Annotated in this window: 22 protein-coding genes; 15 read left to right on the top strand and 7 right to left on the bottom strand. The window is 61.4% G+C overall.

Going from position 1 to position 22,211, the window contains the following annotated elements; all coding sequences use genetic code 11:
* Positions 1-38 precede the first annotated feature (38 nt).
* A complete protein-coding gene (locus tag Tal182_RS22850; RefSeq protein ID WP_064812499.1) occupies positions 39-497 on the bottom strand; it encodes a YbaK/EbsC family protein in 459 nt (152 codons plus the stop codon).
* 249 nt (positions 498-746) lie between these two features.
* Here Tal182_RS22850 and Tal182_RS22845 point away from each other — a divergent pair, with 249 nt between their 5' ends.
* The 7 genes from Tal182_RS22845 to Tal182_RS22815 all read left to right on the top strand — a co-directional run bounded on the left by Tal182_RS22845 (position 747) and on the right by Tal182_RS22815 (position 7,936).
* On the top strand, positions 747-2,093 hold the full coding sequence (locus Tal182_RS22845) for an extracellular solute-binding protein (protein WP_064806595.1): 1,347 nt from the start codon (positions 747-749) through the stop codon (positions 2,091-2,093).
* A 65-nt stretch (positions 2,094-2,158) separates the two neighbouring features.
* Positions 2,159-3,460 carry a sugar ABC transporter permease gene (locus Tal182_RS22840; protein ID WP_085861112.1) on the top strand — a complete coding sequence of 434 codons (1,302 nt, stop codon included), beginning with the start codon at positions 2,159-2,161 and terminating at the stop codon, positions 3,458-3,460.
* Positions 3,461-3,462: 2 nt separating this feature from the next.
* Entirely contained in the window at positions 3,463-4,305 is an 843-nt protein-coding gene (locus Tal182_RS22835) for a carbohydrate ABC transporter permease (protein WP_085861111.1), read from the top strand.
* Positions 4,305-5,360 (top strand): ABC transporter ATP-binding protein, encoded by a 1,056-nt coding sequence (locus tag Tal182_RS22830; RefSeq protein WP_064806589.1) that lies wholly within the window; start codon positions 4,305-4,307, stop codon positions 5,358-5,360. The genes Tal182_RS22835 and Tal182_RS22830 overlap by 1 nt, the downstream gene beginning before the upstream one ends.
* Positions 5,360-6,130, top strand: a complete 771-nt coding sequence (locus Tal182_RS22825) for a glycerophosphodiester phosphodiesterase (RefSeq protein WP_085861110.1) — start codon at positions 5,360-5,362, stop codon at positions 6,128-6,130. Before Tal182_RS22830 ends, Tal182_RS22825 begins: the two co-directional genes overlap by 1 nt.
* Positions 6,123-7,127: a LacI family DNA-binding transcriptional regulator gene (locus Tal182_RS22820; protein ID WP_085861109.1), complete on the top strand. Its 1,005-nt coding sequence runs from the start codon at positions 6,123-6,125 to the stop codon at positions 7,125-7,127. The genes Tal182_RS22825 and Tal182_RS22820 overlap by 8 nt, the downstream gene beginning before the upstream one ends.
* Positions 7,127-7,936: an inositol monophosphatase family protein gene (locus tag Tal182_RS22815; RefSeq protein WP_085861108.1), complete on the top strand. Its 810-nt coding sequence runs from the start codon at positions 7,127-7,129 to the stop codon at positions 7,934-7,936. Before Tal182_RS22820 ends, Tal182_RS22815 begins: the two co-directional genes overlap by 1 nt.
* Positions 7,937-7,959: 23 nt before the next feature.
* Here Tal182_RS22815 and Tal182_RS22810 read toward each other — a convergent pair whose 3' ends face one another.
* Both Tal182_RS22810 and Tal182_RS22805 read right to left on the bottom strand, forming a co-directional pair.
* Positions 7,960-8,829 carry a glycerophosphodiester phosphodiesterase family protein gene (locus Tal182_RS22810; protein ID WP_064806581.1) on the bottom strand — a complete coding sequence of 290 codons (870 nt, stop codon included), beginning with the start codon at positions 8,827-8,829 and terminating at the stop codon, positions 7,960-7,962.
* 195 nt (positions 8,830-9,024) lie between these two features.
* A complete protein-coding gene (locus Tal182_RS22805; RefSeq protein ID WP_085861107.1) occupies positions 9,025-10,068 on the bottom strand; it encodes a substrate-binding domain-containing protein in 1,044 nt (347 codons plus the stop codon).
* Positions 10,069-10,203: 135 nt separating this feature from the next.
* On the opposite strand from Tal182_RS22805, the gene Tal182_RS22800 reads away from it, so the two are divergent.
* The 7 genes from Tal182_RS22800 (at position 10,204) to Tal182_RS22770 (ending at position 17,460) form a co-directional block, all read left to right on the top strand.
* Positions 10,204-11,238 carry a Gfo/Idh/MocA family oxidoreductase gene (locus Tal182_RS22800; RefSeq protein ID WP_085861106.1) on the top strand — a complete coding sequence of 345 codons (1,035 nt, stop codon included), beginning with the start codon at positions 10,204-10,206 and terminating at the stop codon, positions 11,236-11,238.
* A gap of 11 nt (positions 11,239-11,249) precedes the next feature.
* Positions 11,250-12,149, top strand: coding sequence for a sugar phosphate isomerase/epimerase (locus Tal182_RS22795; protein WP_064806574.1), 900 nt, complete (start codon positions 11,250-11,252; stop codon positions 12,147-12,149).
* Between the two features lie 104 nt (positions 12,150-12,253).
* Complete coding sequence (locus tag Tal182_RS22790; protein ID WP_064806572.1) at positions 12,254-13,516, top strand: extracellular solute-binding protein; 1,263 nt, start codon at positions 12,254-12,256, stop codon at positions 13,514-13,516.
* Between the two features lie 66 nt (positions 13,517-13,582).
* Positions 13,583-14,491, top strand: a complete 909-nt coding sequence (locus Tal182_RS22785) for a sugar ABC transporter permease (RefSeq protein WP_064806570.1) — start codon at positions 13,583-13,585, stop codon at positions 14,489-14,491.
* A 3-nt stretch (positions 14,492-14,494) separates the two neighbouring features.
* On the top strand, positions 14,495-15,382 hold the full coding sequence (locus tag Tal182_RS22780; protein WP_085861105.1) for a carbohydrate ABC transporter permease: 888 nt from the start codon (positions 14,495-14,497) through the stop codon (positions 15,380-15,382).
* A 61-nt stretch (positions 15,383-15,443) separates the two neighbouring features.
* The gene (locus Tal182_RS22775; protein ID WP_085861104.1) at positions 15,444-16,520 is read left to right on the top strand and encodes an ABC transporter ATP-binding protein; all 1,077 of its coding nucleotides are present in this window, start codon (positions 15,444-15,446) and stop codon (positions 16,518-16,520) included.
* 106 nt (positions 16,521-16,626) lie between these two features.
* Complete coding sequence (locus Tal182_RS22770; protein WP_085861103.1) at positions 16,627-17,460, top strand: inositol monophosphatase family protein; 834 nt, start codon at positions 16,627-16,629, stop codon at positions 17,458-17,460.
* 5 nt (positions 17,461-17,465) lie between these two features.
* Here the strand turns inward: Tal182_RS22770 and Tal182_RS22765 are convergent, their stop codons facing one another.
* Genes Tal182_RS22765 through Tal182_RS22750 form a run of 4 tightly spaced genes read right to left on the bottom strand, consistent with a single transcriptional unit; the run spans position 17,466 to position 21,439 of the window.
* Positions 17,466-18,545 carry an ABC transporter ATP-binding protein gene (locus Tal182_RS22765; RefSeq protein WP_085861102.1) on the bottom strand — a complete coding sequence of 360 codons (1,080 nt, stop codon included), beginning with the start codon at positions 18,543-18,545 and terminating at the stop codon, positions 17,466-17,468.
* A gap of 34 nt (positions 18,546-18,579) precedes the next feature.
* Positions 18,580-19,407: an ABC transporter permease subunit gene (locus tag Tal182_RS22760; RefSeq protein WP_085861101.1), complete on the bottom strand. Its 828-nt coding sequence runs from the start codon at positions 19,405-19,407 to the stop codon at positions 18,580-18,582.
* On the bottom strand, positions 19,404-20,294 hold the full coding sequence (locus Tal182_RS22755) for an ABC transporter permease subunit (protein WP_085861100.1): 891 nt from the start codon (positions 20,292-20,294) through the stop codon (positions 19,404-19,406). Before Tal182_RS22755 ends, Tal182_RS22760 begins: the two co-directional genes overlap by 4 nt.
* The gene (locus Tal182_RS22750) at positions 20,294-21,439 is read right to left on the bottom strand and encodes an extracellular solute-binding protein (RefSeq protein WP_085861099.1); all 1,146 of its coding nucleotides are present in this window, start codon (positions 21,437-21,439) and stop codon (positions 20,294-20,296) included. Before Tal182_RS22750 ends, Tal182_RS22755 begins: the two co-directional genes overlap by 1 nt.
* Before the next feature lie 188 nt (positions 21,440-21,627).
* On the opposite strand from Tal182_RS22750, the gene msrA reads away from it, so the two are divergent.
* Positions 21,628-22,137, top strand: a complete 510-nt coding sequence (gene msrA, locus Tal182_RS22745; protein ID WP_085861098.1) for a peptide-methionine (S)-S-oxide reductase MsrA — start codon at positions 21,628-21,630, stop codon at positions 22,135-22,137.
* Positions 22,138-22,211: the final 74 nt, after the last annotated feature.

The following is a 22,211-nucleotide window of genomic DNA, read 5'->3' as shown; positions in this document are numbered from 1 at the left end:
TAGGTCGTCTTTCCTCTGTTTGAAGTTTTTCGACCGTTTTACTGACAAACATCGACCCAGCTGGCGCCGGTCAGCTCGGCAAGCCGTCCTGTGGCGATGCGCACGGCCGAATTGGTCGAGCCGGCCGCCGGCACCACTTCGTCGAAGCGTTTCAGCGAAATATCGCAATAGATCGGCAGCGGCGAGGGCAGGCCGAACGGGCAGACACCGCCGACAGGATGGCTGGTGACCGCCACGACCTCTTCGGCATCGAGCATGCGCCCCTTAGCCCCGAAAGTATCCTTGAATTTGCGATTGTCGAGCCGCGCCGTACCGCCGGCAACAACCAGCATCATCTGATCGCCGACGCGCAGGCAGATCGTCTTGGCGATCTGAGCGGGCTCGACGCCATGGGCTTCGGCGGCAAGCGCCACCGTCGAGGAGCTCTCGGCGGTTTCGATGATTTCGATGTCGGGTGCGTGGGTGCCGAGGAAGGCGCGGACGGATTCAAGGCTCATAGGTGCGATGCTAGACCAGGAAACGCGCAATTTGAAGCATAAAAGATGCCCGCCGAACACCGCCGCTTGCAAGTGCCGTGGACATCGTCATAATAATTTTGCACACGTGCTCAATTTTGTCATTCGGCCGTTACGTTCAGCCCATAGAGCGGGACTTGTCACGTTTTCGCGGGCTCTCGAAGCGGTCGTCAACACCAGTGATGACCCGTCAAAGAGGCCTCACACTGCTCTTCTGGGGAGATGAAGAAGATGACCATTTTGCCGACATTGAAATCCCTTACGATCGCGGCTGCCATCCTGGCCTCGACCTCCGTATTCGCACTCGCCAAGGACGTTACAATCAGCGTCTGGGCCGGCGGCACCGGCCCGAACGACGTCTATCGTCTCGATGCCATCGAGATCGCGGCCCAGCAGCTGCAGCGCGAAGCCGCGCTCAAGGGCGAAGATCTGAAAATCACCGTCGAAAAGAAGCCGTATAGCGCTTGGGAAGACTTCAAACAGGCGCTGACCCTTGCCGCAGAAGCCAAGACCGCTCCGAACATCGTCGTCAGCGGCCACGAGGACATCGCACCCTGGTCGCAATCCGGCCTGATCGTTCCGATCGAAGATTATGTCGACCTCGATTCCTGGCCGCTCAACGGCATCTATGAAAATCTTCTGAAGATCGCCTCCTACAACGGCACCGTCTACGGCATCCCGCAGGATGCCGAATCCCGGCCGATGTTCTTCTGGAAGCCGTATATGAAGGCGATCGGCTACAGCGACGCCGATCTCGACGCCCTGCCGCAGAACGTGCAGGACGGCAAGTATACGATGAAGAACCTGCTCGAAGACGCCAAGAAGATGCAGGACAAGGGCCTCGTCCAGCCCGGCTACGGCTTTTATCCGCGCACCAGCAACGGCCCGGATTACTGGCAGTTCTACACCAGCTTCGGCGGCACGATGGAAGAAGGCGGCAAGCTTGTCTTCGACAAGGCGGCGATGGCCCGCACTTACCAGTTCTTCGCCGATGCCGTTAAATCAGGCGTCACCAAGAAGAACCACATCGGAATGCCGGGCGACCAGTGGTGGAAGGAAGTCGCCACTGGCAAGGCCGGCATCTGGGACGGCGGCACCTGGCACTATGCCCGCCTCGTCAACCAGGAAGGCCTCAAGGATTTCTTCGGCAACGTGATCTTCACGCTGATCCCGGCCGGCGAAGGCGGCAAGGCCAACACGCTGACGCATCCGCTCGTCTACCTCCTGACCGCAGGTCACGACAAGGAGGACACCGATATCGCCGCCAAGCTGATCACGATCGCCTCGGAGCCGCGCATCAACGCGTTGCATGCGGTCAAGTCAGCCCATCTCGGCATCTCGGAGGCGGAGTCGGAAGTGGATTTTTACTCGGCTGACCGGTGGACCCGCGAAGCCACCGAACGCCTGCTGCCGCATGCCAATGCCATGCCGAACAATTCCGATTTCGGCACCTATTGGAACATCATGTGGAAGAACCTCGAAGCTTCCTGGACCGGCGCCAAGACCGTCGACGCCGCCATCGGCGATGCCGAAAGCGAGCTGAAAAGCACGCTCGGCGACAAGATCGTCATCCGCTAAGATCGAAGCATCCCTCCGGGCGGCGGGGATCCCGCCGCCCGATCGATCCCTTCGAGGAGGCTTCCATGAAATCGTCCAGAACGCTCGGACTGGTGATGATCGCGCCTGCGGCGGTCATGATCGTGCTCTTTTTCCTGATGCCGGTCGTTCTGACAGCGGTCTTCTCCATGACCAACATGACCACGGCGACCGGCATTTCAGGGGGCGTCTATCAGATCGCACCCAATTCGCTGATCACGCTGAAATCGGCGATGCCGGAGATCGCCGCCGAGATGGCCGAGCCGCGCTACACGATCGACGAAGCCGGCCTCAAGGCGGTGGAGGGCCTCGGCCTTGCGCCTGCGATCGCGGCGGAGTTGCGCGCCAAACACGCCGGCGAGGTCTTTGCGACGCGGCGCGACGTCGAACGCATGATCAAGGATCTTACCGAACGGCCTTCGACGCGCGAGGTCAAGCAGATCTCCGAACAGTTCAACCGCTCCGTCCTCAACACGCGCTTCGACAGCAAGGAACAGCTGTTTTCGTCGCTGGACGGTCTGGGTTTCAAGCTGACGCCGGAGCAAAAGGAAACCGTCGCCAAGACCACCTATACCGGCTGGACCTGGACGACCGACAATTTCTCTCGCATGGCCAGCTCGCCCGACATGGCGCGTGTGCTTTTCAATACCGTGCTCTATGTCGCGCTGGTATTGATGCTCTTCAACGTCGGTTATGCGCTGCTGCTTGCCATCTGGACGCATTACATGCCTCCGACGCGGGCCTCGATCTTTCGCGGCATCTGGCTCCTGCCGCGCATCACGCCCGTCGTCATCTACGTCATGCTGTGGAAGTGGCTCGCCTGGGACAGCGGCTTCATTTCGATCCTGATGGGCAAGTTCGGCTACCCCCCCAAGAACTACCTGCTCGATACCGCCTATAATGCCTGGTTCTTCGTCGTGCTGATCAACGGCTTCATCGGCGCCTCCATGGGCATGCTGGTGTTCTCGTCGGCGATGAAGGCCATCCCGAAGAGCCAGTTCTATGCGAGCGAGGTCGACGGCGCCTCACGCTGGCAGCAGATCCGCTACATCATCCTGCCCCAGATGCGCTGGCCGATCCTCTTCGTCACCTGCTATCAGACGCTGTCGCTGCTCGCCTCCTTCAATGAAATCCTGCTCGCCACCAATGGCGGGCCGGGCAACGCGACCGAGGTCTGGGCGCTCTCCGCCTATCACACCGCGCTCAGAAACTATGCCGGCAATCTCGAATACGGGCTGGGTGCCGCCATGGCGCTGGTGCTCGTCGTCATCGGCGTGGTGCTGTCGCTGCTTTATCTGCGCGTCTTCAACTATGGCACGCTTGTCGCCAAGCCCTTGATCGAGGATTGACCATGGTCGAACGCACGCAGCCCTCGGCAAATTATCGCAGCTGGCCTGTCCTGACGGCGCTGACCATCGTCAGCCTGCCGCTGCTCTTGATGTATGTCTATCTCTTCCTCGACACCGTAACGGTGAAGCCGCCGGACGCCTTGCTGCCCTCCGGCTTGACGCTCCACCATTGGCGTTTCCTGTGGCAGACAACGGCGGGCAAGGCGAACATCTGGCACGTGACCCTGAATACGCTGCTGTTTTCGGCCTGCACCACCAGTCTGGTGCTGATCGTCTCCTCAATGGCCGGTTATGTGCTGTCTCGGCTGAACGTGCCGGCACGCGGCTTCTTCCTTGCCGGCGTCATGGTGCTGCACGCCTTCCCGTCGGTAACGCTGATCATCGCCATCTTCATCGTGCTGCAGATGATCGGCCTCTACAACTCGCTGATCGGCGTCATCCTGGTGAAGGCGGCGATCGACCTGCCGCTCGGCATCTGGCTGATGAAGGGCTTCTACGATACCGTGCCCTGGGAAATCGAAATGGCCGGCGTCGTTGATGGCGCGTCGCGTTTCAGGGTCTGGCGCAGCCTGGTGCTGCCGCAGGTCAAGCCCGGCATCATGGCCCTCGGCTTGTTCTCCTTCCTGTCCGGCTGGGGCGAGTTCATCCTGCCGCAGGTGCTGGCGCCGGGCAATCAGGTGCAGGTGCTGTCGGTCTATCTCGCCGGCTTCCTTGCCGACGACAACAATTACGATTTCAACATGTTCAAGGCGGTCGGCCTCTTCTACCTCATTCCGGTGCTGATCGCTTACGCGCTCTTCAACAAATACCTCATGAACATCTACGGCGGCGGGAGCAAAGGCTGATGCGCATCCTCCTCGACAATTTCTCGAAGAGCTTCGGCTCCACGAAGGTCATCGAGAACATGCGGCTCGAGGTCGCCGGCGGCGAGATGCTGGCGCTCCTTGGCCCGTCCGGCTGCGGCAAGTCGACGACACTTTTTTCAGTCTGCGGCATTCACAGGCCGACCGGCGGGCGCATCCTCTTCGGCGATCGGGACGTCACGGATCTCCCGAGCCAGGCCCGCAATGTCGGTGTCGTCTTCCAGTCCTATGCGCTCTACCCGCACATGACGGTTGCCGAGAACATTGGATTTCCTCTGAAGGTCAAGCGCGCGCCTGCCGCCGAGATCCGCAAAGAGGTCGATCGCATCGCAGGCCTGGTCCACATCGGCAATCTGATGGGCCGCCGGCCGGCCGAGCTTTCCGGCGGCCAGCAGCAGCGCGTGGCGTTGGCGCGCGCGCTGATCCGCAAGCCGGACGTGCTGCTGCTCGACGAACCGCTCGCCAATCTCGACGCCAAGCTGCGCCTCGAAATGCGCTCGGAAATCCGCCGCCTGCAGCGCGAGACCGGAATCACCGCCATCCTTGTTACCCATGACCAGGTGGAGGCAATGAGCATGTGCGACCGCATCGCTATCATGAAGGAAGGCGAGATCGTCCAGATCGCCACGCCGGCCGAGATGTACAACGATCCAAAGACCGCTTTCGTCGCCGGCTTCCTCGGCAATCCCCCGATCACCTTCCTGCGCGGCGTCATGAACAAGGGCGCCTTCGCAATCCCGGAAAGTGAGATCCGGGTCCCGTTGCCGAACGCCATCGGCGCCGCCGAGGGCACCAAGCTGATGCTCGGCGTGCGGCCGGAGCATTTCACCCCGGCGGGCGACGTCACCGTCTCCGGCAAGATCACCTTCGCCGAAACGCAGGGGCGAGAAAACCTTTACGACGTGCGGATTGCCGGCGGGCCGCTGCTGCGCTCGATCCAGCCGGCGCGCAACGATATTCACGTCGGCGACGATGTCGCCTGGGGGATCGACAGCCGCGGCGTGTTCGTCTTCGACGAGAACGGAACGAGGCTCTGATGACCCGCGATTTTTCAGCCTTCTTCGAACGTTATGGCTGGCCGACGGCCAAGGGCCGGCTTCCCTTCTGCATCGGCCATCGCGGCGCCAGCGGCCACGAACGCGAAAACACCCTCGCCGCTTTCCGCCGCGCGGCCGAACTCGGCGCGGAGATGTGGGAGCTCGACACGCAGTTGACCGGTGACGGCGTGGTGGTCGTCTCCCATGACGACCACCTGGAGCGGGTCTACGGCATCGACCGGCGCATCTCGGAAATGACGGCGGCTGAGCTTGCCGACCTTGACGGCGTCGACGTGCCGAGCTTTTCGCAGGTCGCCGCTCTCGCCCGAGAGACCGGAACCGGTCTCTATGTCGAACTCAAGGCGCCGGGAACCGGCATCCGCTGCTGGCGGCACCTTGTCGAAATGAACCAGCGCTTTGCCTGCCTTGGCTCCTTCGATACCGCGCAGGTGCGCGAACTCAGGGACGCGGCCTGCGATTTTCCGCTCTCGGTGCTGATCCGCGTCGGCGACGATCCGCATGCGCTCGGTGATGAGGCCGGCGCCGATATTCTCCATCTCTGCTGGGAGAGGGCAGGGGAGCGCCCGCAGGATCTGGTGACCAAGGCGCTGATGGCTCGCGCCTTCGAGGCCGGCCGCGAGATCGTGCTCTGGCACGAGGAGCGGCGGACCATTCTCGATGACCTGATGACACTCCCGGTTCTCGGCATCTGCACCGATTTGCCCGATCTGATGCGGCCGCCTCCGATCAAGGAGAAAGCACTTGGCTGACAAGGACAAGGGGCCGCGCAAGGCAACCTCCTTCGACGTGGCGCGGGTGGCAGGCGTCTCGCGCGCTGCTGTGTCGCGCGCCTTCACCCCGGATGCCAGCGTCTCACCGAAAACGCGCGAGAAGGTCTATCAGGCGGCCAAGGAACTCGGCTATCGGGTGAACTATCTTGCCCGAAGCCTCACCAACAAACGCTCCGATCTCGTCGGTCTCGTCGCCGCCGGTTTCGACAACCCGTTCCGCACGCTGCAGATCGAGCATCTCTCTCGGGCGCTGCTCGCCCGTAACTTCCGCCCGATCCTGTTGCCGACCTCGCAGGAGGCGGATACCTCGACAGTCATCGGCCAATTGCTACATTACGCCGTGTCCGGCGTCATCGTCACATCGGACGCGCCGCCGACCGAAATCTGCGAACAATGCGCAGCCGAAGGCGTACCGATCGTACTGATCAACAAGGGCAACGACATTCCCTTGGTCGACCGTATCATCTCCGACGACCGCATGGCCGGGCATCTGGCAGCCAGCCGCCTGATCGACAGCGGCGTGCGAAAGCCCGCCGTGATGGCTGCCCCGGCCAGATCTTATACCGCGCGCCGTCGCAGCGAGGCCTTCATCGCCCACTGCAAGCAGCTTGGCATCGAGGCGCAGTTCCTGCAGGTCAGAATCAACGACTACCGGAGCGGCTATGACGCAGCGACCGACCTGGCCGCATCCGGCATCGACGGGCTGTTCTGCGCTAATGACTACATGGCCTGCGGCGTCATCGACCGCATCATGCAGGGCAGGGGCCGCGATGAGGCGCCGCCGCTCCCTATTATCGGCCATGACGACATTCCCCAGGCCGCTTGGACCGCCTACGACCTGACGACCATCCGCCAACCCTGCGACCTCCAGGCAGAACAGACCGTCGACCTGTTGATCAGCCGGATGGCCGAACCGGAGCTGACGGCGCGTGTCGAGTTCACACCGGTGACATTGATAAAAAGAAGGACTGCCTGATGAATGCCGCATTCGACGCCGCTGCCGTCCGCGCACGGGCGGAGGCCGCGATTACCGTTGCGCTCGAGGTCGGACGGGAGACGGCCAGGTTTCGGCGCGAGTCGGATCCCGGCACTCTTGCCGTTCAAAACAAAGGATTGCAGGACTTCGTCACCATCGCCGACAGGAGGGCCGAGCAGGCAATCCGCCACGGGCTCATCTCGCGCTTTCCGGACGATACCTTCATGGGAGAGGAGAGCGGCGGGCAATCGGAAGGGGCCGGCACCTGGGTCGTCGATCCGATCGACGGCACGACCAACTACATCAGGGGCTTCCGCCACTGGGGCGTTTCGATCGCCTTTGTCGTCGGCGACAAGGTCGAGATCGGCGTCGTCTACGACGCTGCCGAGGACAAAGTCTTTCACGCGGTGCGCGGCGGCGGCGCCTTCAAGGATGGACTGCCGATCCATGCGGCAACGACTGTCGATCCGGCCAATGCGCTCATCATTCTCGGCCATTCGCGCAAAACGAGCTTCGATGAGTATCTCGCGCTGTCCAAGCGACTTCATGAGCGCGGCATGGATTACCGGCGCTTGGGCGCAGCCGCCATCGACCTTGTCCGCGTTGCCGAGGGTGCTGCTGATCTCTGTTACGAACGCCACCTCAATGCCTGGGATATGCTCGCCGGTGCGCTGATCGCCGAAGAGGCCGGCGCGATGGTCGCGATGCCGCCGGTCGGCAGGCTGCTTGCGCAAGGCGGGCCCGTCATCGCCTACGCGTCGGGGCTTGCCGGCGAATTTGCCTTCATCCTCGATATCGAGGGACTTTAGAGCGCCGTGCGTTCTTTCGCCGATCAAGCCGCTATGCGGCGCGCCCAGGCGCGTTCGGTCGCCGGTGCCTCGTCTGTGGTGATCTGATCCGGTTTCAGCGCCATCAATGTCGAGAAGCTCCGCCATTCCGCATCGCTGAAACCGGCCACCGGGTCCTTCAGCGTGAAGGTCCACGCGTCGACGCGTTTGCCTTCGTCCCGGCAAAGCCCGATGAGGTCGAGGCCATCCTTGGCGGCATCAAGGATCAGCTGCCAGTGGAGATAGATCGTGTCTGGTTCGGTCGGACCGCGCAGGTCGGCGCGCAGTTCCATTTCCGCCGCGCTCCAGCCGCTGGCCTCCCGGATATCGTAAAGTTTCTCGGTCGGATCGATGCCGCGCAGCAGATGCGGAAGCTTTTCCTTGACTGCCACGATGAGGTCGAGACTGCCGCCGCTGACGATCACCGAGGCGGCGATATCGCGGAAATGCCTGGCAAGATGCTCGATGCCGCGGGTGCCGACAGCGTCGTAATCGTCCTTCATGTCGAATTGCAGCAATGCGGCCGGATGCGTTGCCTGCATCATATCGGCGAGATCCTCGCTGAGGATCAGCGGCCGGGCGCCGTCCTTCATCCTGACATCGCGGAGGTCGGCAACGTTCTTCGCAGCGATTGGTCCACGGCCCGTCGTTTCACCTTCGAGCTCCCTGTCGTGCAGCACGACGAAGCCGCCGTCGGCGCGCACGCGCAGATCGAGTTCCATCGAGGCGCCTGCTGCAAAACCCTCCGCCATCACCTCGGCGGAAAACAGGGGATCGGCGAACCGCTTGCGCAGCCGGTGCCATTTCAGGCGGGTGCGATGCCCCTCATGCGAAATCTCCAGGCCCTGCGAATCCGCCAATCTCGTCATCTGCATCTACCTCCGCGATGTCACTCTCCTGCCTTGTCAGGCAGCGATTATCAAGGGCCGAATATGACCTTACGACGAGATGCCGGCCTCCCCCTTCACTACCGTTCGATCACGAGAGGGGAACGGCTGCCGCGAGCGCGGCGGCGGCCGAGCGCGGCGGCGGCCGATCGCGGCGCACGGCGACCGTCTCCGCCGCAGCGCTCAGGCCTGGGCCTCGACCTCAAAGGCATCGCTTTGCCCCGGTGCCAGTTCCAGCGGCCAGACGATGTTGCGGCCGCCGTCCGGATAGAATGCGCGATAGGCCGGCATGTTGGCGAGAAGCGTCTGACCGAGGGCAATGCCGAGATCGTAGAGCGACATGCGGAAGCAGCTGAGCGAGGGCTGCAGAAAGCGTGCGCGCGGGGCATCGCGGAAGCCGATGACTGCAAGGTCGCGGCCAATCCGGATGCCCGCTTCCATCAGCCGGCGGTAAAGGCCGATCGCCATCAGCTCGTAGATCAGGATGACCGCGGTCGGCCGGTGTCCAAGCTGCAGCAATTCATCTGCTGCCTGATAGCCGCCCTGTTCGCTCGACTTGACACGGATGACGAGCGACGGGTCGAAGGGAATGCCGTGCCGTTCGAGCGTGCGGCGATAGCTCTCGACAAAGACGTAGCCGAGGTTGACTTCGCTCGAAGGCGCGGTGATCGCGATCCGGCGATGGCCGCGCGCGACCAGCCGTTCGACAGCGCGTTCGGCGACGCCTTCGAAATCGAGATCGACCCAGGGGAAATTGCCTGCCGAAAGGCTGCGGCCCACGGCGGCGAAGGGGATCTTTGCGCGCGAGAGAAGATCGACGCGCCGGTCCACGCGCTGCGTATTGGAGATGATCATCGCATCGACGACACGCCGCGCCACCATGCGCTTCAGATATTCGCACGGGTCTTCGTCGGCCGGGCAGGGAAGCATCAAGAGGTCGAGCTTGTGGCGGGCAAAGACATGCTGCAGGCCGCTGGTGACGCCGAGGAAGAAGTTGTCGGCATTTTCGACCGCTTCCTGGCTCGATTCGATCATCAGGCCGATGACCTTCGTCTCACCTTGCCGAAGACTTCGACCCGATTGATTGGCGACATAACCGAACTCCTCGGCCGCCGCCAGCACGCGTCGGCGGGTTTCCTCGTTCACATCGGGCTTGCCGTTCAGCGCACGGGAGACCGTGCCGATCGAGATATCCAGATGCTCGGCAAGCTGGCGAATCCCTTTCATGGCTGGCGATTTTCCTTCGGTTCGCACTTTCGTATTTCGCCTCTATTGACATCCCAAAACGTTTCCGCCTACATTCGTAAACGTTTACGGGATGCGTGTCACGAGGAGAGTTGGCGCCATTCCCCGGAGGAAATCGTGAAATTCAGTGCCATTCTGTGCGGGTGCGGAGCTATGTCCAAAGGTTGGTTGCGCGCCATCGCGTCCAACCCTCAACTCGCCGAGTCTATCGCCATCGTCGGCCTCGTCGACCTGAACCGGGAGACGGCGGAAAAGCTCGCCGCCGAGTTCGGTCTGAAAGGCGCCGTCATCGGCTCTGCCCTGTCCGAAGTCATCGATGCCACGAAGGCCGATCTCGTTTTCGACATCGTCATTCCAGCTGCCCGATACGATGTCGTTTCGACCGCGCTCAAGGCCGGATGCCACGTGCTCAGCGAAAAGCCGATGGCGGCCTCGCTGGCCGAAGGCGCTGCGCTGATCGACCTTGCCGCAGAGACCGGCCGCATCCATGCCGTCATCCAGAACCGTCGCTTCATATCGGGGGTCAGGCGCCTGCGCCGTTTCGTCGACAGCGGTGCGATCGGCGAGCTCACCGGCATTCATTGCGACTTCTTCCTCGCCCCGCATTTCGGCGGCTTCCGCGAAGAGATGGACAATGTCCTGCTGCTCGACATGGCGATCCACACCTTCGATGCCGCCCGCTACGTTGCGGATAAAAAGCCGGTCGCCGTCTATTGCGTCGAGCGCAACCCGAAGGGTTCCTGGTACCGGCACGGCGCCTCGGCCAATGCCATTTTCGAATTTTCCGACGATATCGTCTTCACCTATCGCGGCTCCTGGTGCGCCGAAGGCGAGCGCACCAGCTGGGAAAGCCAGTGGCGTCTCGTCGGCTCGAAGGGAATGCTGACCTGGGATGGTGAGGAGACCTTCAAGGCCGCCGTCGCCGGACAAGAGCCAGGCCTTCTGCGCGGCTTTGCTTCCGTAAACGTTCTCGGTCCAGAGCATGACGCGGAAACCCACGGCCATGCCAGCGTCATCGCCGATTTCATCGCGGCGATCCGCACCGGCAAACAGCCCGAAACTGTCAATTCGGATAATATCAGAAGCCTCGCCATGGTCTTCGGCGCGATCGAAAGCGCCAAGACCGGCCGTCGCATCGAAATTTCAGCATAGGATGAAGTGACGTGAGCAACCCTGCAAAATCCATTCGCATCGGCACCATGGTCAGCGGCAACAAGGGCGATGCCGCCGCGCGTATCGGTCAGATCGCCGACCTCGGCTTCGAAAGCTTCGAACCTTTCTTCTGGCAAACGACCAAGGGGCAGAACCTCGCCGAGCTCGGCAAGCGCTGCCTCGACGCGATCGGCGACCGCGATATCACCATTTCGACGCTCGGCATGTTCGGCAACCCGCTCGAAGAGACTGACATCGATCTCGAAACGTTGCAGGGCTGGAAGGATTGCATCGACAATGCGCATCATTTCGGCGCCACCTGCGTTGCCGGCTTCACCGGCCGCGTCCGCGGCAAGCCGCTGACCGACAGCCTGCCGCGCTATAAGCAGATCTGGAGCGAGCTGGCCAGGCGCGCTGCCGACAAGGGCATCAAGATTGCCTTCGAGAATTGCGCCATGGATGGCAACTGGGCGAGCGGCGACTGGAACATCGCTCACAATCCCGACGCCTGGGAACTGATCTTCAACGAGACGCCAGACGATCATATCGGGCTCGAATGGGAACCCTGCCATCAGATGGTCTATCTGATCGATCCCATGCCGCAGATCCGCAAATGGGCACATAAGTTCTTCCACGTCCACGGCAAGGACGCGACCATCCGCTGGGAGGTCATCAAGGAACACGGCATCTTCGGCAAGGAGAAGTTCGTCTTCATGCGCACGCCGGGTTTCGGCGACAGCAACTGGACCGACATCATTTCCGAGCTGCGCCTTGCCGGCTGGTCGGGCTCGATCGACATCGAAGGCTGGCACGACCCGGTCTATCGCGACGAACTTGAGATGACTGGCCAGGTTCACGGGCTCAACTATCTAAAGAAATGCCGGGGCGGAGATTTCATTGTTGATCCCTGATCAACCGCCTAAGTGGCGCGCCGTTGGGCTGGGAGGCCGGGGCGGGGCGCCATGACTGACTAACTGGTCTTTTCGCGGCGCAGCCGCTTTTTTGGGAGGAAAGCATGAAAAGGATTGCAACATTTGCGCTAGCACTCGGCACGGCGATGCTGATGACATCGATCGGCCATGCCGAGCAGAAGACCTTCAAGATATGGTGGTTCGAGGAGCCGACCACGGCTCAGGGCATTGTCTGGAAGAAGGCGCTCGAGGAGTTCAAGGCGAAACATCCGGACATCGACGTCAGCTTTGAGCAGAAGACCTTTCAGCAGTTGCAGGCCTCAGGCGGCATGATCCTCAATTCCGATCAGGCCCCCGACGTGCTCGAGTACAATAAGGGCAATGCGACCGCTGGCTTGGTTGCAAGCCAGGGATTGCTGACCAATCTGGATGCCTATGTGAAGAAGGAAGGCTGGGACAAGATCCTTAACGAAGGCGATTTTGTCCTAAGCCGTTATGACGAAAAGGGCATCTATGGCTCCGGCCCTGTTTGGGGCGTCTCGGTCTTCGGTGAATATGTTTCGTGCTTCTACAATATCGACATGTTCGAAAAGGCAGGCCTCAAGCCGCCGACGACGCTCGAAGAGTGGGTGTCTGACATGGAAGCTTTCAAGCAGAAGGGTCTCACACCTCTCGCGCTCGGCGCCATCGACACCAGTGGCCAGCACTTGCTTGCCTCTCTCGCCTACACCAAGGCCGATGACGCCTGGATCCAGAATTATCAAGGTTTGAAGGCGCCTCTCGACGGAGCGCCCTACCTTTATGCGGCGCAGACCTTGGTCGACTGGGTCAGCAAGGGCTACATCAGCAAGGACTCCACGGGCATGAAGGACCCGGATGCAGCTCTGCTCTTTACCTCCGGCAAGGCACCGATGTACGTCTCGGGCACGTGGAATCTCGGCACCTTTGCCTCGACCATCAAGGACTTCAAGTGGGGTCAGTTCGTAATTCCGACCCCGAAATATTCGGTCGGCTCGACAGGCAATCTCTGGGTGGTTCCCAAGGGTAGCAAGAATCCCGATCTCGCCGCCGAGTGGATCAGCTTGACCTTGTCGCCGAAGTACCAAGCCGAACTCGGCAATGCGGGCGGCGTGCCGATCGCCGCTGACCTTTCCGCCATCACCAACCCCATCGGCAAGAACGCCGCAGCAGTTTTCCAGCAGATCTCGGACAAAAGCGGTCTCGGTTTCTACCCTGACTGGCCGGTCCCCGGCTACTACGACGTGCTTAATCAGAAAGACACCGGTCTCTTCCAGGGCAGTCTGACTGCTGAACAGTTCGTCGAACAGATCAAGCAGGTTTACGACGACGCGCAGGAAAATCAGTAGCGCGACTTTGAACGCTGGGTTGCGCCTCTGGCGCAGCCCATTTTGGGAGCCGGAAGGAAGAATGATATGGCCATATCCAGCCAGCGATCGAGCGACGGTTCACGAAGCTATAGCCTCTACCTCATCCCGGGAACGATCGGCTTCATTCTCATCGTACTCATACCGCAGCTTGCTAATCTCGGGCTGAGCTTCACGGCATGGAAAGGCGTTGGCACGCCGCGACCGGTGGGCCTGCAGAACTATCATCGCCTGCTTACGGACGATCAATTCTGGGGATCGATGTATCACACGCTGCTGTTCATCGTCTCGATGACCGTGATACCGGTGTGCATCGGCCTGGTGCTGGCCGCTCTGCTGTTCGACTACGTCAGGGACCAATTCGGGGAATGGGTCTCGAGCTTCTTCAGGGCCGGTTTTTACTTACCGCAGATTCTGCCCGTAACGGTCGCGGGCGTGCTCTGGGGTTGGATTCTCAATCCCGTCGGCGTCATCAACATCACGCTAAAGTCCATCGGCCTTGATAATCTCGCCCAGAACTGGATCGGCGATGCGACATACGCGCTTGCTGCCGTCTCGCTCGTCATTGTCTGGATACAGGTCGGCTATTGTCTGGTGGTTTTCATGGCCGGTCTTTCGCGCATCGACCCTTCCCTCTACGAGGCTGCCGAGCTCGATGGGGCAAACTGGTGGAGTCGGCTGGTGACGATCACCATTCCGCTTCTGGCGCCGGAGATTTTCGTCGTCGTGCTGACCACGCTGATCGCAGCGCTTAAGGTCTTTGCGCCAATCTTTGTCATCACCGCCGGCGGCCCCGATAATTCCACCCTCGTGCCATCCTATCTGACTTACTACCACTTCTTCACAACACAACGCGTCGGCTATGCCGCAGCCATCGCGGTCGTTCAAACGACTCTGACGATCGCTTTGGCTGTGATTTTTCTACGCTTTCAGAGTCAGCAGGAGTCGAAGGAGTAGATCATGGCTTACCCAGCTCTCAGCGATGGCACGACCAAGGCAAAGACGACGGCGGCAACCGATCGCGCGCGACGCGATTCCATGCGGTGGGTGGTGCTGGCCATCCTTATTCTACTCCTCGCCCTTACGCTCTTTCCCTTTTTCCTTGCTCTGCTCAATGCCGTCAAGGCGAGTGCCGAATATGCAGTCGGCGGACCGCTTTCGATTCCTCGGTCGATCGATCTCACGGCGATCGAGAAATTCTGGACGGTGTCCGATTTCAGCCGCAAGCTGCTCAACAGCGTGGTGATCAGTCTCGCTGTGTCGGTGCTGGGGGTACTGATAAGCCTGTTCAACGCCTATGCGATTGGGGTCGGCAAGGTGCCGGGTTCGCGCGTGATTTTGGTGGTCTTTCTTCTCGGCATTATGGTTCCGCAGGAGTCCATCATTTACCCGCTTTACTACATGGCGAAAGCGAGCGGCCTCTACGATACGCAGCTATCCGTGATCATCATTTTCGCGGTCCTGCAAAGTGCTTTCGGGACTTACCTGCTCTCGACCGTGCTGAGTACCTTTCCCAAGGAAATCCTCGAAGCGGCGGAGATGGATGGCTCGACCCACTGGAAAACGCTGTGGTTCGTCGTCGTCCCGATGCTGAGGCCGACGCTCATGGTCCTGGGAACCTTCTTTTTCATCTGGACTTGGAACGAATTCCTGATCCCGCTCGTCATGCTGGTGTCCAACAACAACCAGACGGTCTCGGTCGCCATGGGCCTCACCCGCGGTCAGAACATGTCGGACCCGGTGCTGCAGGCCTCGGCGGCTTTCCTGGGTATAATACCGACCGTAATCTTCTTCTTGATCTTCCAGCGCACGCTAACGCGCGGCATTGCCGCTGGAGCAGTCAAATGACGACGTTTTTCACCCTTGACCATCCCATCGGTCCCGGTTGGGGACCAGCAAGGTTTTCAGTATGAGCCAGGACATCCAAATCGAGCTCTTGGGCGTCGAGAAGCACTACGGCGCCTTTCACGCGCTTAAGAACGTCAACCTTTCAATTCCCAAGGGCACGTTCGTGGCGCTGGTCGGTCCGTCGGGATGCGGCAAGTCCACGTTGCTCCGTTCGCTTGCCGGGCTGGAAAAAATTACCGGCGGCACGCTGAAGATTGCCGGCGAAGTGATGAACGACGTGCCGCCGCGGGCACGCGATATCGCCATGGTTTTTCAGAGTTACGCCCTCTATCCACATATGACGGTGGAACAGAACCTGACCTATTCACTGAAAATGCACGGCGTCCCCAAGGGCGAAGCAAAAAAGAAAGCCGAGGAAGTCGCTGTTATCACCGGCCTTTCCCGCCTGCTCGACCGTTATCCGCGCCAGCTTTCCGGGGGCCAACGGCAGCGAGTCGCCATGGGCCGCGCCATTATCCGCAACCCCCAGGCCTTCCTGTTCGACGAGCCGCTTTCCAACCTTGACGCCGCGTTGCGTGTCTCGATGCGCAAGGAAATCCGCGCCCTGCATGACCGGCTGAACGCCACCTTCGTCTATGTCACGCATGACCAGGTCGAAGCGATGACCATGGCCGACCATGTGGTTGTCATGCGCGACGGCATCATCGAACAGCAGGGCGCGCCGCTTGATCTCTACGACCGGCCGGCGAACCGGTTTGTCGCCGGCTTCATCGGCTCACCGGCAATGAACTTCATTCCCGCCATCGCCGCGGAGGACGGAAATAGCCTGATCCTGGATTTTGGCGCGGTGAAGCAGAAGCTTGCGCTGGCACGCGCCGTCGAACCGGGGCGCCAAATCGTCGCCGGCATCCGGCCGGAGCATGTCGAGGTCGTCGCGCCCGGGCAGGGCAGCTTCGACGTGCCGATCGCCTTCGTCGAATCGACGGGCTCCTCGACCTTCATCGTCGCGGCAACGCAGCCGGAACTGACGATCGTCGAAACGCGGCGCGACAAGGTCAGACCAGGAGAGATGATCGGACTTTCGGTCGACCCGGCCCAGGTCCATCTCTTTGACGCATCGACCGAGCGCCTGTTATAAGCCGCGTCAGGCGCGGGCAGCTTCATAAAATCATCATCGGTCTCTGCGAAGGGAATGGCTCCGCACGATTCACTTCGTTGATATCTGCAGCATCGGGATTTTCCTCATGGCAACCTCTCCGATATCAGCGCGTCTTTCCCCGAACGCGTCGCCCCGCCTGGTCATTCTTGCCGAAACGGTGCTGAAGGCGGGCGAGACGGCCCGGGCTTCCCTGCGGCGGCGGACATCTGGGGAAATGATTGCCAAGGCGCCACGTGACTACCAGACGGAGATCGACGTCGCCGTCGAGCGCATCATCGTGGAGGAGCTGACGAAGGCCTTTCCCGATTATGCCATCCAGGGCGAGGAGGCTGTCGGCAACCGCACTGCCGGGCCGGAGACACCAATCATCTACATCGACCCGATCGACGGCACGACCAATTACGCCTGGGGCCTCCCGCATTTCGGCATGACGATCTCGATCGCCGAAGGCGGCAGGCAGGCGGCCGGCGTCGTCTATGACGCCATGCAGGACGAGCTCTTCAGCGCCGAGATCGGCGGTGGCGCTTATCTCAACGGCGAGCGCATCCGCTGCGCCGCTGTCGCCGACATCGAAAACGTGCTGATCGGTGCCGGTCTGCCCATTCCAGGCCAAGTGAAGGCGGTTGCGGAAGAGACCTATTTCGATGCCATCAAACGCCTGATGGCCAATACGGCGGGCGTGCGCCGCATGGGCTCGGCGGCGCTGTCGATCGCCTATGTCGCCTGCGGCCGGCTGGACGGCTTCTTCGAGGACGGGCTGTCGATCCATGATTTCGGCGCTTCGGCGCTGATGGTCGAAGAGGCCGGCGGCATCGTCACGCGTTTTTCCGGCGCTGAAGTCGACGGGCGCGGCGATATCCTCGCGGCCAGCAAGGCGCTGCATCCCTGGCTCAAGGAAGGCTTCTCAGATCAAGTGTGACGGCGTCAGACCGACAGCAGTCGATCGGCCTCCGCATCGCTCTTAGACGGCATCGACTGATGCACGAGGGCGTTGTCGCGGAAGGCGAAAAAGCTCGCGAAGCTGGGCTCGACCTTCATTCCAGCCTGGATCCGATCGTCCGGCGCCACCATCGCCTTCAGACGGGTGCCGTCGGCAAGATCGACATCGACCATTTTGTGGGTGCCGAAGTCGACGGCGCGGTGGACAGTCGCCGCATTCGTCCGATCGGAGGGATGGATCGCCAGTGCTTCCGGGCGGCTGGCAAGCGTCACCGGCCCGTCTTCGATGGGAACGGCAAGCGGGAAGAGCGGATGCTCGCAGACGCCGTTTCTGATGCGGCTCTCGACGAAATTCATCGAGCCGATGAAGCCGGCGACGAAGGCTGTCTGCGGCTGCCGATAGATGGTGCTCGGCGGCGCGATCTGTTCGGTTCGTCCGTCACGCATGACGACGATGCGATCGGCAAGCGCCAAGGCCTCGTCCTGGCCGTGAGTGACGAAGAGCGTTGTGATGCCGAGGCGCTGCTGAATATCGCGTACTTCTTCCCGCAATCTTTCGCGCAGGTGTTGGTCGAGGCTGGCAAAGGGCTCGTCGAGCAACAGGATCTTCGGTTCGAGCACCAGCGAACGGGCGAGCGCGACGCGCTGCTGCTGTCCGCCCGATAGCTGCGTCGTCGTCCGCCGTCCATAATCGGCAAGCCCGACCAGCGCCAAAGCGTTTTCGACCCGCTCGCGGATTTCCGCTTTCGGCAGGCGGCGCAGCTTCAGGCCGAAGGCGATATTGTTGAAGACATCCATATGCGTCCAGAGCGCATGACTCTGGAACACCATGCCGGTCGGACGCCGTTCCGGCGGCAAGTTCGTCACATCCTTGGCATCGATGCGGATCGTTCCGCCGCTCGGTCGCTCGAAGCCGCCGATCATCCGCAACAGAGTCGATTTGCCGGAACCGGACGGGCCGAGCAGGCAGACGAGCTCGCCGTCGCCCACTTCGAGCGAAAAGTCACGCACGGCAAAGGTGGTTCCGAACAGCTTCGAAACACTCTCGATTGCCAGATGTGCCATTCTCAAGCCTTTCCTTAAGCAGATGCGCCACGCCTCACGCGCCAAAACCTCTCGCGAAGGCACCGGTGCCGACGACGCGGCGCGCAAACATCAGCGCAATGAAGGACGGCACCCACAGCATGACGGAGAGCACGGCGCCGTATTGCACGACGATCTGATTGTTGATGAAGCTGATCATCAACACCGGCATAGTGCGGATTTCAGGCGCGCCGATCAGCCAGGCGCCTTCGGTTTCGTAAAAGGTGCCGACGAAGGTCAGAAGCAGCGCGGCGGATATGGTCGGCGCGGCCTGCGGCAGGGTGATCGACCAGAAGACGCGCAGCGGCGCAGCACCGGCATCGCGCGCCGCCTCTTCCATGCGTCGGTCGACATTCTGAAAGGCCGCGACCGGAATCCAAATCATCAACATCAGCGTGCCAACCAGCTGGATCAGCACGACGCCCCAGAAGGTGCTGATCAGGCCGAGCTGCAGGAAGATGCCGGCAATGGCGACGAGCAGGCCGAATTTCGGAAAGGCATGTGACGCCAGGAACGAGAGGAACAGGATGTTCCTGCCGGGAAAGCGCATGCGTGCAAAGGCATAAGCTGCGGGAAGGCAGATGATGGCAGACAGAAAGGTGACGGTCGTCGTCAGCCGCATGCTGAGGAGGAGAGCCTCCCAGACATCGGAACGCGCCAGCGTCTGGCCCCAAAAGCGCAGGCCGAATTGTTGCGGGATCACCGAGGGATAGCGCCAGACCTCGGTGAAGGCCCATGTTCCCACGACGAGAAGTGGCAGTGCGATGAACAGCGTCAACAGGCAGGCAAAGAGCAGGCCGATCCAGTCGACGCGAAGGCTGGTGCCCGCTCTGCCGACACTCATGGCCGTGCCTCGCGGTTGCGCGCGATCGATCTGATATAAAAGATGCCGAAGACCAGGCAAAAACCGAAGGTGATGACGGCTTGGGTCATGGCATCAAGCGGATCGTTCATATCGGCGAAGGTGCGCTGCATGAACGGCCCCATCATTTCAGGCGATGCAGGGCCGAGCACGTAGGGAAGGGTGAAGGCGGAGAAGATGCCGAGCACGGCGAAGGAGGCGGTCACCAGCAACGAATTGCCCATGCGCGGCAGGATGATCGAGATGAAGACCCGCAGCGGCCTTGCGCCGACATCGCGGGCAGCCTCGATGGCGCTGTTCGAAATGGAGGAGAGCCCGGCCGTCAGCATCAGCACCGTCAGCGGAAGATTGTCCCAGACCAGACCGATGACCGGTCCCCATGGCGTCAGATAGGGCGTGCGCAGTTTTGGTAGGCCGACGGAATTCAGCAGCAGGTCGACGGCGCCGTTCGGCCCGATGGTCCTGATCAGCGCATAGGCGAGGATGATCGACGGCACGAACATCGGGAAGATCGCCAGGCCCTGCACGTAAGCCGCAAGGCGTCCCTGCGAGAAGCGGAGGTAAAGTGCGATCGGAAGCCCGATCGCCAGAAGCAGGACGCCGCAGACGGCGGTGGTCCAGAGCGTCACCCCGAGATTGGCGAGGCTATAGCCATCGGTGAAGAAGAAGAAGTAGGAGGCGAACGAAAAGCCCGTCGCCCCGTTAGGCCCTCGGACGAAGATCGTGCCGACGACCGCCGAAAGAATAGGAAAGATGATCAACCATGCAAGCAGGAACACCGGCAGGGCGACGAGGAGGAGCCCGATTGCGCTCCCCCTGTTGATGGACCTGTGACGACGCCAAGCCGCCGGGGCAGTATCGGCGAACATCAGGTGCGGCTGATGTTGGGGGCGACGTTGCGATACCAGCCGTCATTGATCGCCTTTTCCCAATCGCCGCCTGGGAAGGTCGGGATCGTCGAGGGGATGACGTCGGCATATTTCTTGCGCAGATCATCGGAAATGTGGTCCCAGGAAACGGCCGGGAAGCCGCCGATCTGAGTGATTATCGATTCCTGCATTTTCTTGGTGAGCATGAAGGCGGCAAGCTTCAGGGCCGCATCCTTGTTGGCGCCGTTCGAGAACACGGTGATGCTGGAGAAGCCGCCGCAAAGAGCGAGATCGCCGAGCTGCACGAGACCGGTCGTATCCGGCAGCACGCCCTGCGCGATCGCCTGCAGCACCTGGTCCGACCAGACCGGCACCATGGTGACGACGCCTTGGGCGAGCAGTTGAATCGACTGCGTATTGCCGGCGGTGTAGGCGCCCTTGTCGTAGAGCGAGGGAGCGAGGTCGTTGAGGATCTTCCAGGCCGGCGTCAGGGCCTCACCGGCAAAATCGGCGGTGAAATTGTCGATCTTGAATTTCTTCGGATCGCGGCCGTTGACCTCATGGATGGCCCGGCGGACGAAGTTGCCGCCCGAACCACCCTTGTCGGGACGGTTGTAGATGAACTGGCCCGGATTGGCCTTGATCCATGTGGTGAGCTGCTCCCAGCTCTTCGGCGCATTCTTCGGATCGAGCTTGGTGGTGTCATAGGCGAGTAGGACCTGCGAGCCGCGATAGGGAAGGGAATAGGGAGTGTCGAGGGCGAGCGGGTTGAGGTGGCCGTAGCCTTCGATGTTCTCGGCTGAGAATTTGACCCAAAGGCCGGCGTCGATACCGCCGGACGGCAGACGCGGATCGAACTGTTCGAACAGGTCCGCCTGCGGATCGGTCTTCGTCTTCAGCGCTGCAAGCGCACGGTCGGCGATGGCGCGCAGGCCGTTATTGTCGCCGGCATCCGTCACCTTCAGGACGACGCCGGGATGGGCCTTTTCGAAGGCCGGACGGATGATGTTGTTCCAGAGGTCGACGATATTGGCATCCGAACCGCTGTAGAGGTCGATCGTGCCGGCCGCGGCCGCTGCGAAACGCGGAAGAGCCAGAAGACCGGCCGCGGCCGACGATGTGATCAGAAATTCACGCCTGTTCATAACCCGTCTCCATCAGTGTCGAGGCTCAGCCTCCGCAGGATTGTCCACGACTTTGCTAGCGCCGGCGCGTAACATCGGCATGACAGGGCGGCCCTGTTCGAAGGGAAATTGCACAGCTGTGCTGATTTCCGCCGTATGGAAATCGGCGGTGGGAGACACTATCTCTCGGGAAAACAAGGAGACATCCAATGACCGAAGAACGTGCAGTGCTCGCCGGCGGCTGCTTCTGGGGCATGCAGGACCTCATCCGCCGCTATAAGGGCGTGATTTCGACCCGCGTCGGCTATACCGGCGGCGATGTGCCGAATGCCACTTACCGCAACCACGGGACCCATGCCGAGGCGATCGAGATCATCTTCGACCCCGCACGGATCAGCTACCGCGAAATCCTCGAATTCTTCTTCCAGATCCACGATCCGACCACGCGCAACCGCCAGGGCAACGACGTCGGAACGAGCTATCGCTCGGCGATCTTCTACGTCAGCCCGGAGCAGGAGCGCGTCGCCAGGGATACGATCGCCGATGTCGACGCATCCGGCCTGTGGCCCGGCAAGGTCGTCACCGAAGTCGTGCCGGCCAGCGATTTCTGGGAGGCCGAACCCGAACACCAGGATTATCTGGAACGCATCCCGAATGGCTATACCTGCCACTTCGTCCGGCCCGGCTGGAAGCTGCCGGCTCGCCAGAAGATCGCCTGATACCGCTCATGGATGCCGGAAGCGACTCCGGCATTCTCACCGATGAGGGACGCCACCGGGCGAAGCGGAGTCAG

It is taken from the genome of Rhizobium sp. TAL182, assembly GCF_002117725.1.
GTDB lineage: Bacteria > Pseudomonadota > Alphaproteobacteria > Rhizobiales > Rhizobiaceae > Rhizobium > Rhizobium esperanzae.
The sequence above is the reverse complement of the archived record's forward strand: the minus strand, read 5'-3'. Positions and strand labels throughout refer to the sequence as shown.

What these genes read in the sequence shown, in the direction of transcription:
- Tal182_RS22850 (WP_064812499.1), bottom strand. Translation starts at nt 497, where the DNA reads ATGAGCCTTGAATCCGTCCGCGCCTTCCTCGGCACCCACGCACCCGAC.
- Tal182_RS22845 (WP_064806595.1), top strand. Translation starts at nt 747, where the DNA reads ATGACCATTTTGCCGACATTGAAATCCCTTACGATCGCGGCTGCCATC.
- Tal182_RS22840 (WP_085861112.1), top strand. Translation starts at nt 2,159, where the DNA reads ATGAAATCGTCCAGAACGCTCGGACTGGTGATGATCGCGCCTGCGGCG.
- Tal182_RS22835 (WP_085861111.1), top strand. Translation starts at nt 3,463, where the DNA reads ATGGTCGAACGCACGCAGCCCTCGGCAAATTATCGCAGCTGGCCTGTC.
- Tal182_RS22830 (WP_064806589.1), top strand. Translation starts at nt 4,305, where the DNA reads ATGCGCATCCTCCTCGACAATTTCTCGAAGAGCTTCGGCTCCACGAAG.
- Tal182_RS22825 (WP_085861110.1), top strand. Translation starts at nt 5,360, where the DNA reads ATGACCCGCGATTTTTCAGCCTTCTTCGAACGTTATGGCTGGCCGACG.
- Tal182_RS22815 (WP_085861108.1), top strand. Translation starts at nt 7,127, where the DNA reads ATGAATGCCGCATTCGACGCCGCTGCCGTCCGCGCACGGGCGGAGGCC.
- Tal182_RS22810 (WP_064806581.1), bottom strand. Translation starts at nt 8,829, where the DNA reads ATGCAGATGACGAGATTGGCGGATTCGCAGGGCCTGGAGATTTCGCAT.
- Tal182_RS22805 (WP_085861107.1), bottom strand. Translation starts at nt 10,068, where the DNA reads ATGAAAGGGATTCGCCAGCTTGCCGAGCATCTGGATATCTCGATCGGC.
- Tal182_RS22790 (WP_064806572.1), top strand. Translation starts at nt 12,254, where the DNA reads ATGAAAAGGATTGCAACATTTGCGCTAGCACTCGGCACGGCGATGCTG.
- Tal182_RS22785 (WP_064806570.1), top strand. Translation starts at nt 13,583, where the DNA reads ATGGCCATATCCAGCCAGCGATCGAGCGACGGTTCACGAAGCTATAGC.
- Tal182_RS22780 (WP_085861105.1), top strand. Translation starts at nt 14,495, where the DNA reads ATGGCTTACCCAGCTCTCAGCGATGGCACGACCAAGGCAAAGACGACG.
- Tal182_RS22775 (WP_085861104.1), top strand. Translation starts at nt 15,444, where the DNA reads ATGAGCCAGGACATCCAAATCGAGCTCTTGGGCGTCGAGAAGCACTAC.
- Tal182_RS22770 (WP_085861103.1), top strand. Translation starts at nt 16,627, where the DNA reads ATGGCAACCTCTCCGATATCAGCGCGTCTTTCCCCGAACGCGTCGCCC.
- Tal182_RS22765 (WP_085861102.1), bottom strand. Translation starts at nt 18,545, where the DNA reads ATGGCACATCTGGCAATCGAGAGTGTTTCGAAGCTGTTCGGAACCACC.
- Tal182_RS22760 (WP_085861101.1), bottom strand. Translation starts at nt 19,407, where the DNA reads ATGAGTGTCGGCAGAGCGGGCACCAGCCTTCGCGTCGACTGGATCGGC.
- Tal182_RS22755 (WP_085861100.1), bottom strand. Translation starts at nt 20,294, where the DNA reads ATGTTCGCCGATACTGCCCCGGCGGCTTGGCGTCGTCACAGGTCCATC.
- Tal182_RS22750 (WP_085861099.1), bottom strand. Translation starts at nt 21,439, where the DNA reads ATGAACAGGCGTGAATTTCTGATCACATCGTCGGCCGCGGCCGGTCTT.
- msrA (WP_085861098.1), top strand. Translation starts at nt 21,628, where the DNA reads ATGACCGAAGAACGTGCAGTGCTCGCCGGCGGCTGCTTCTGGGGCATG.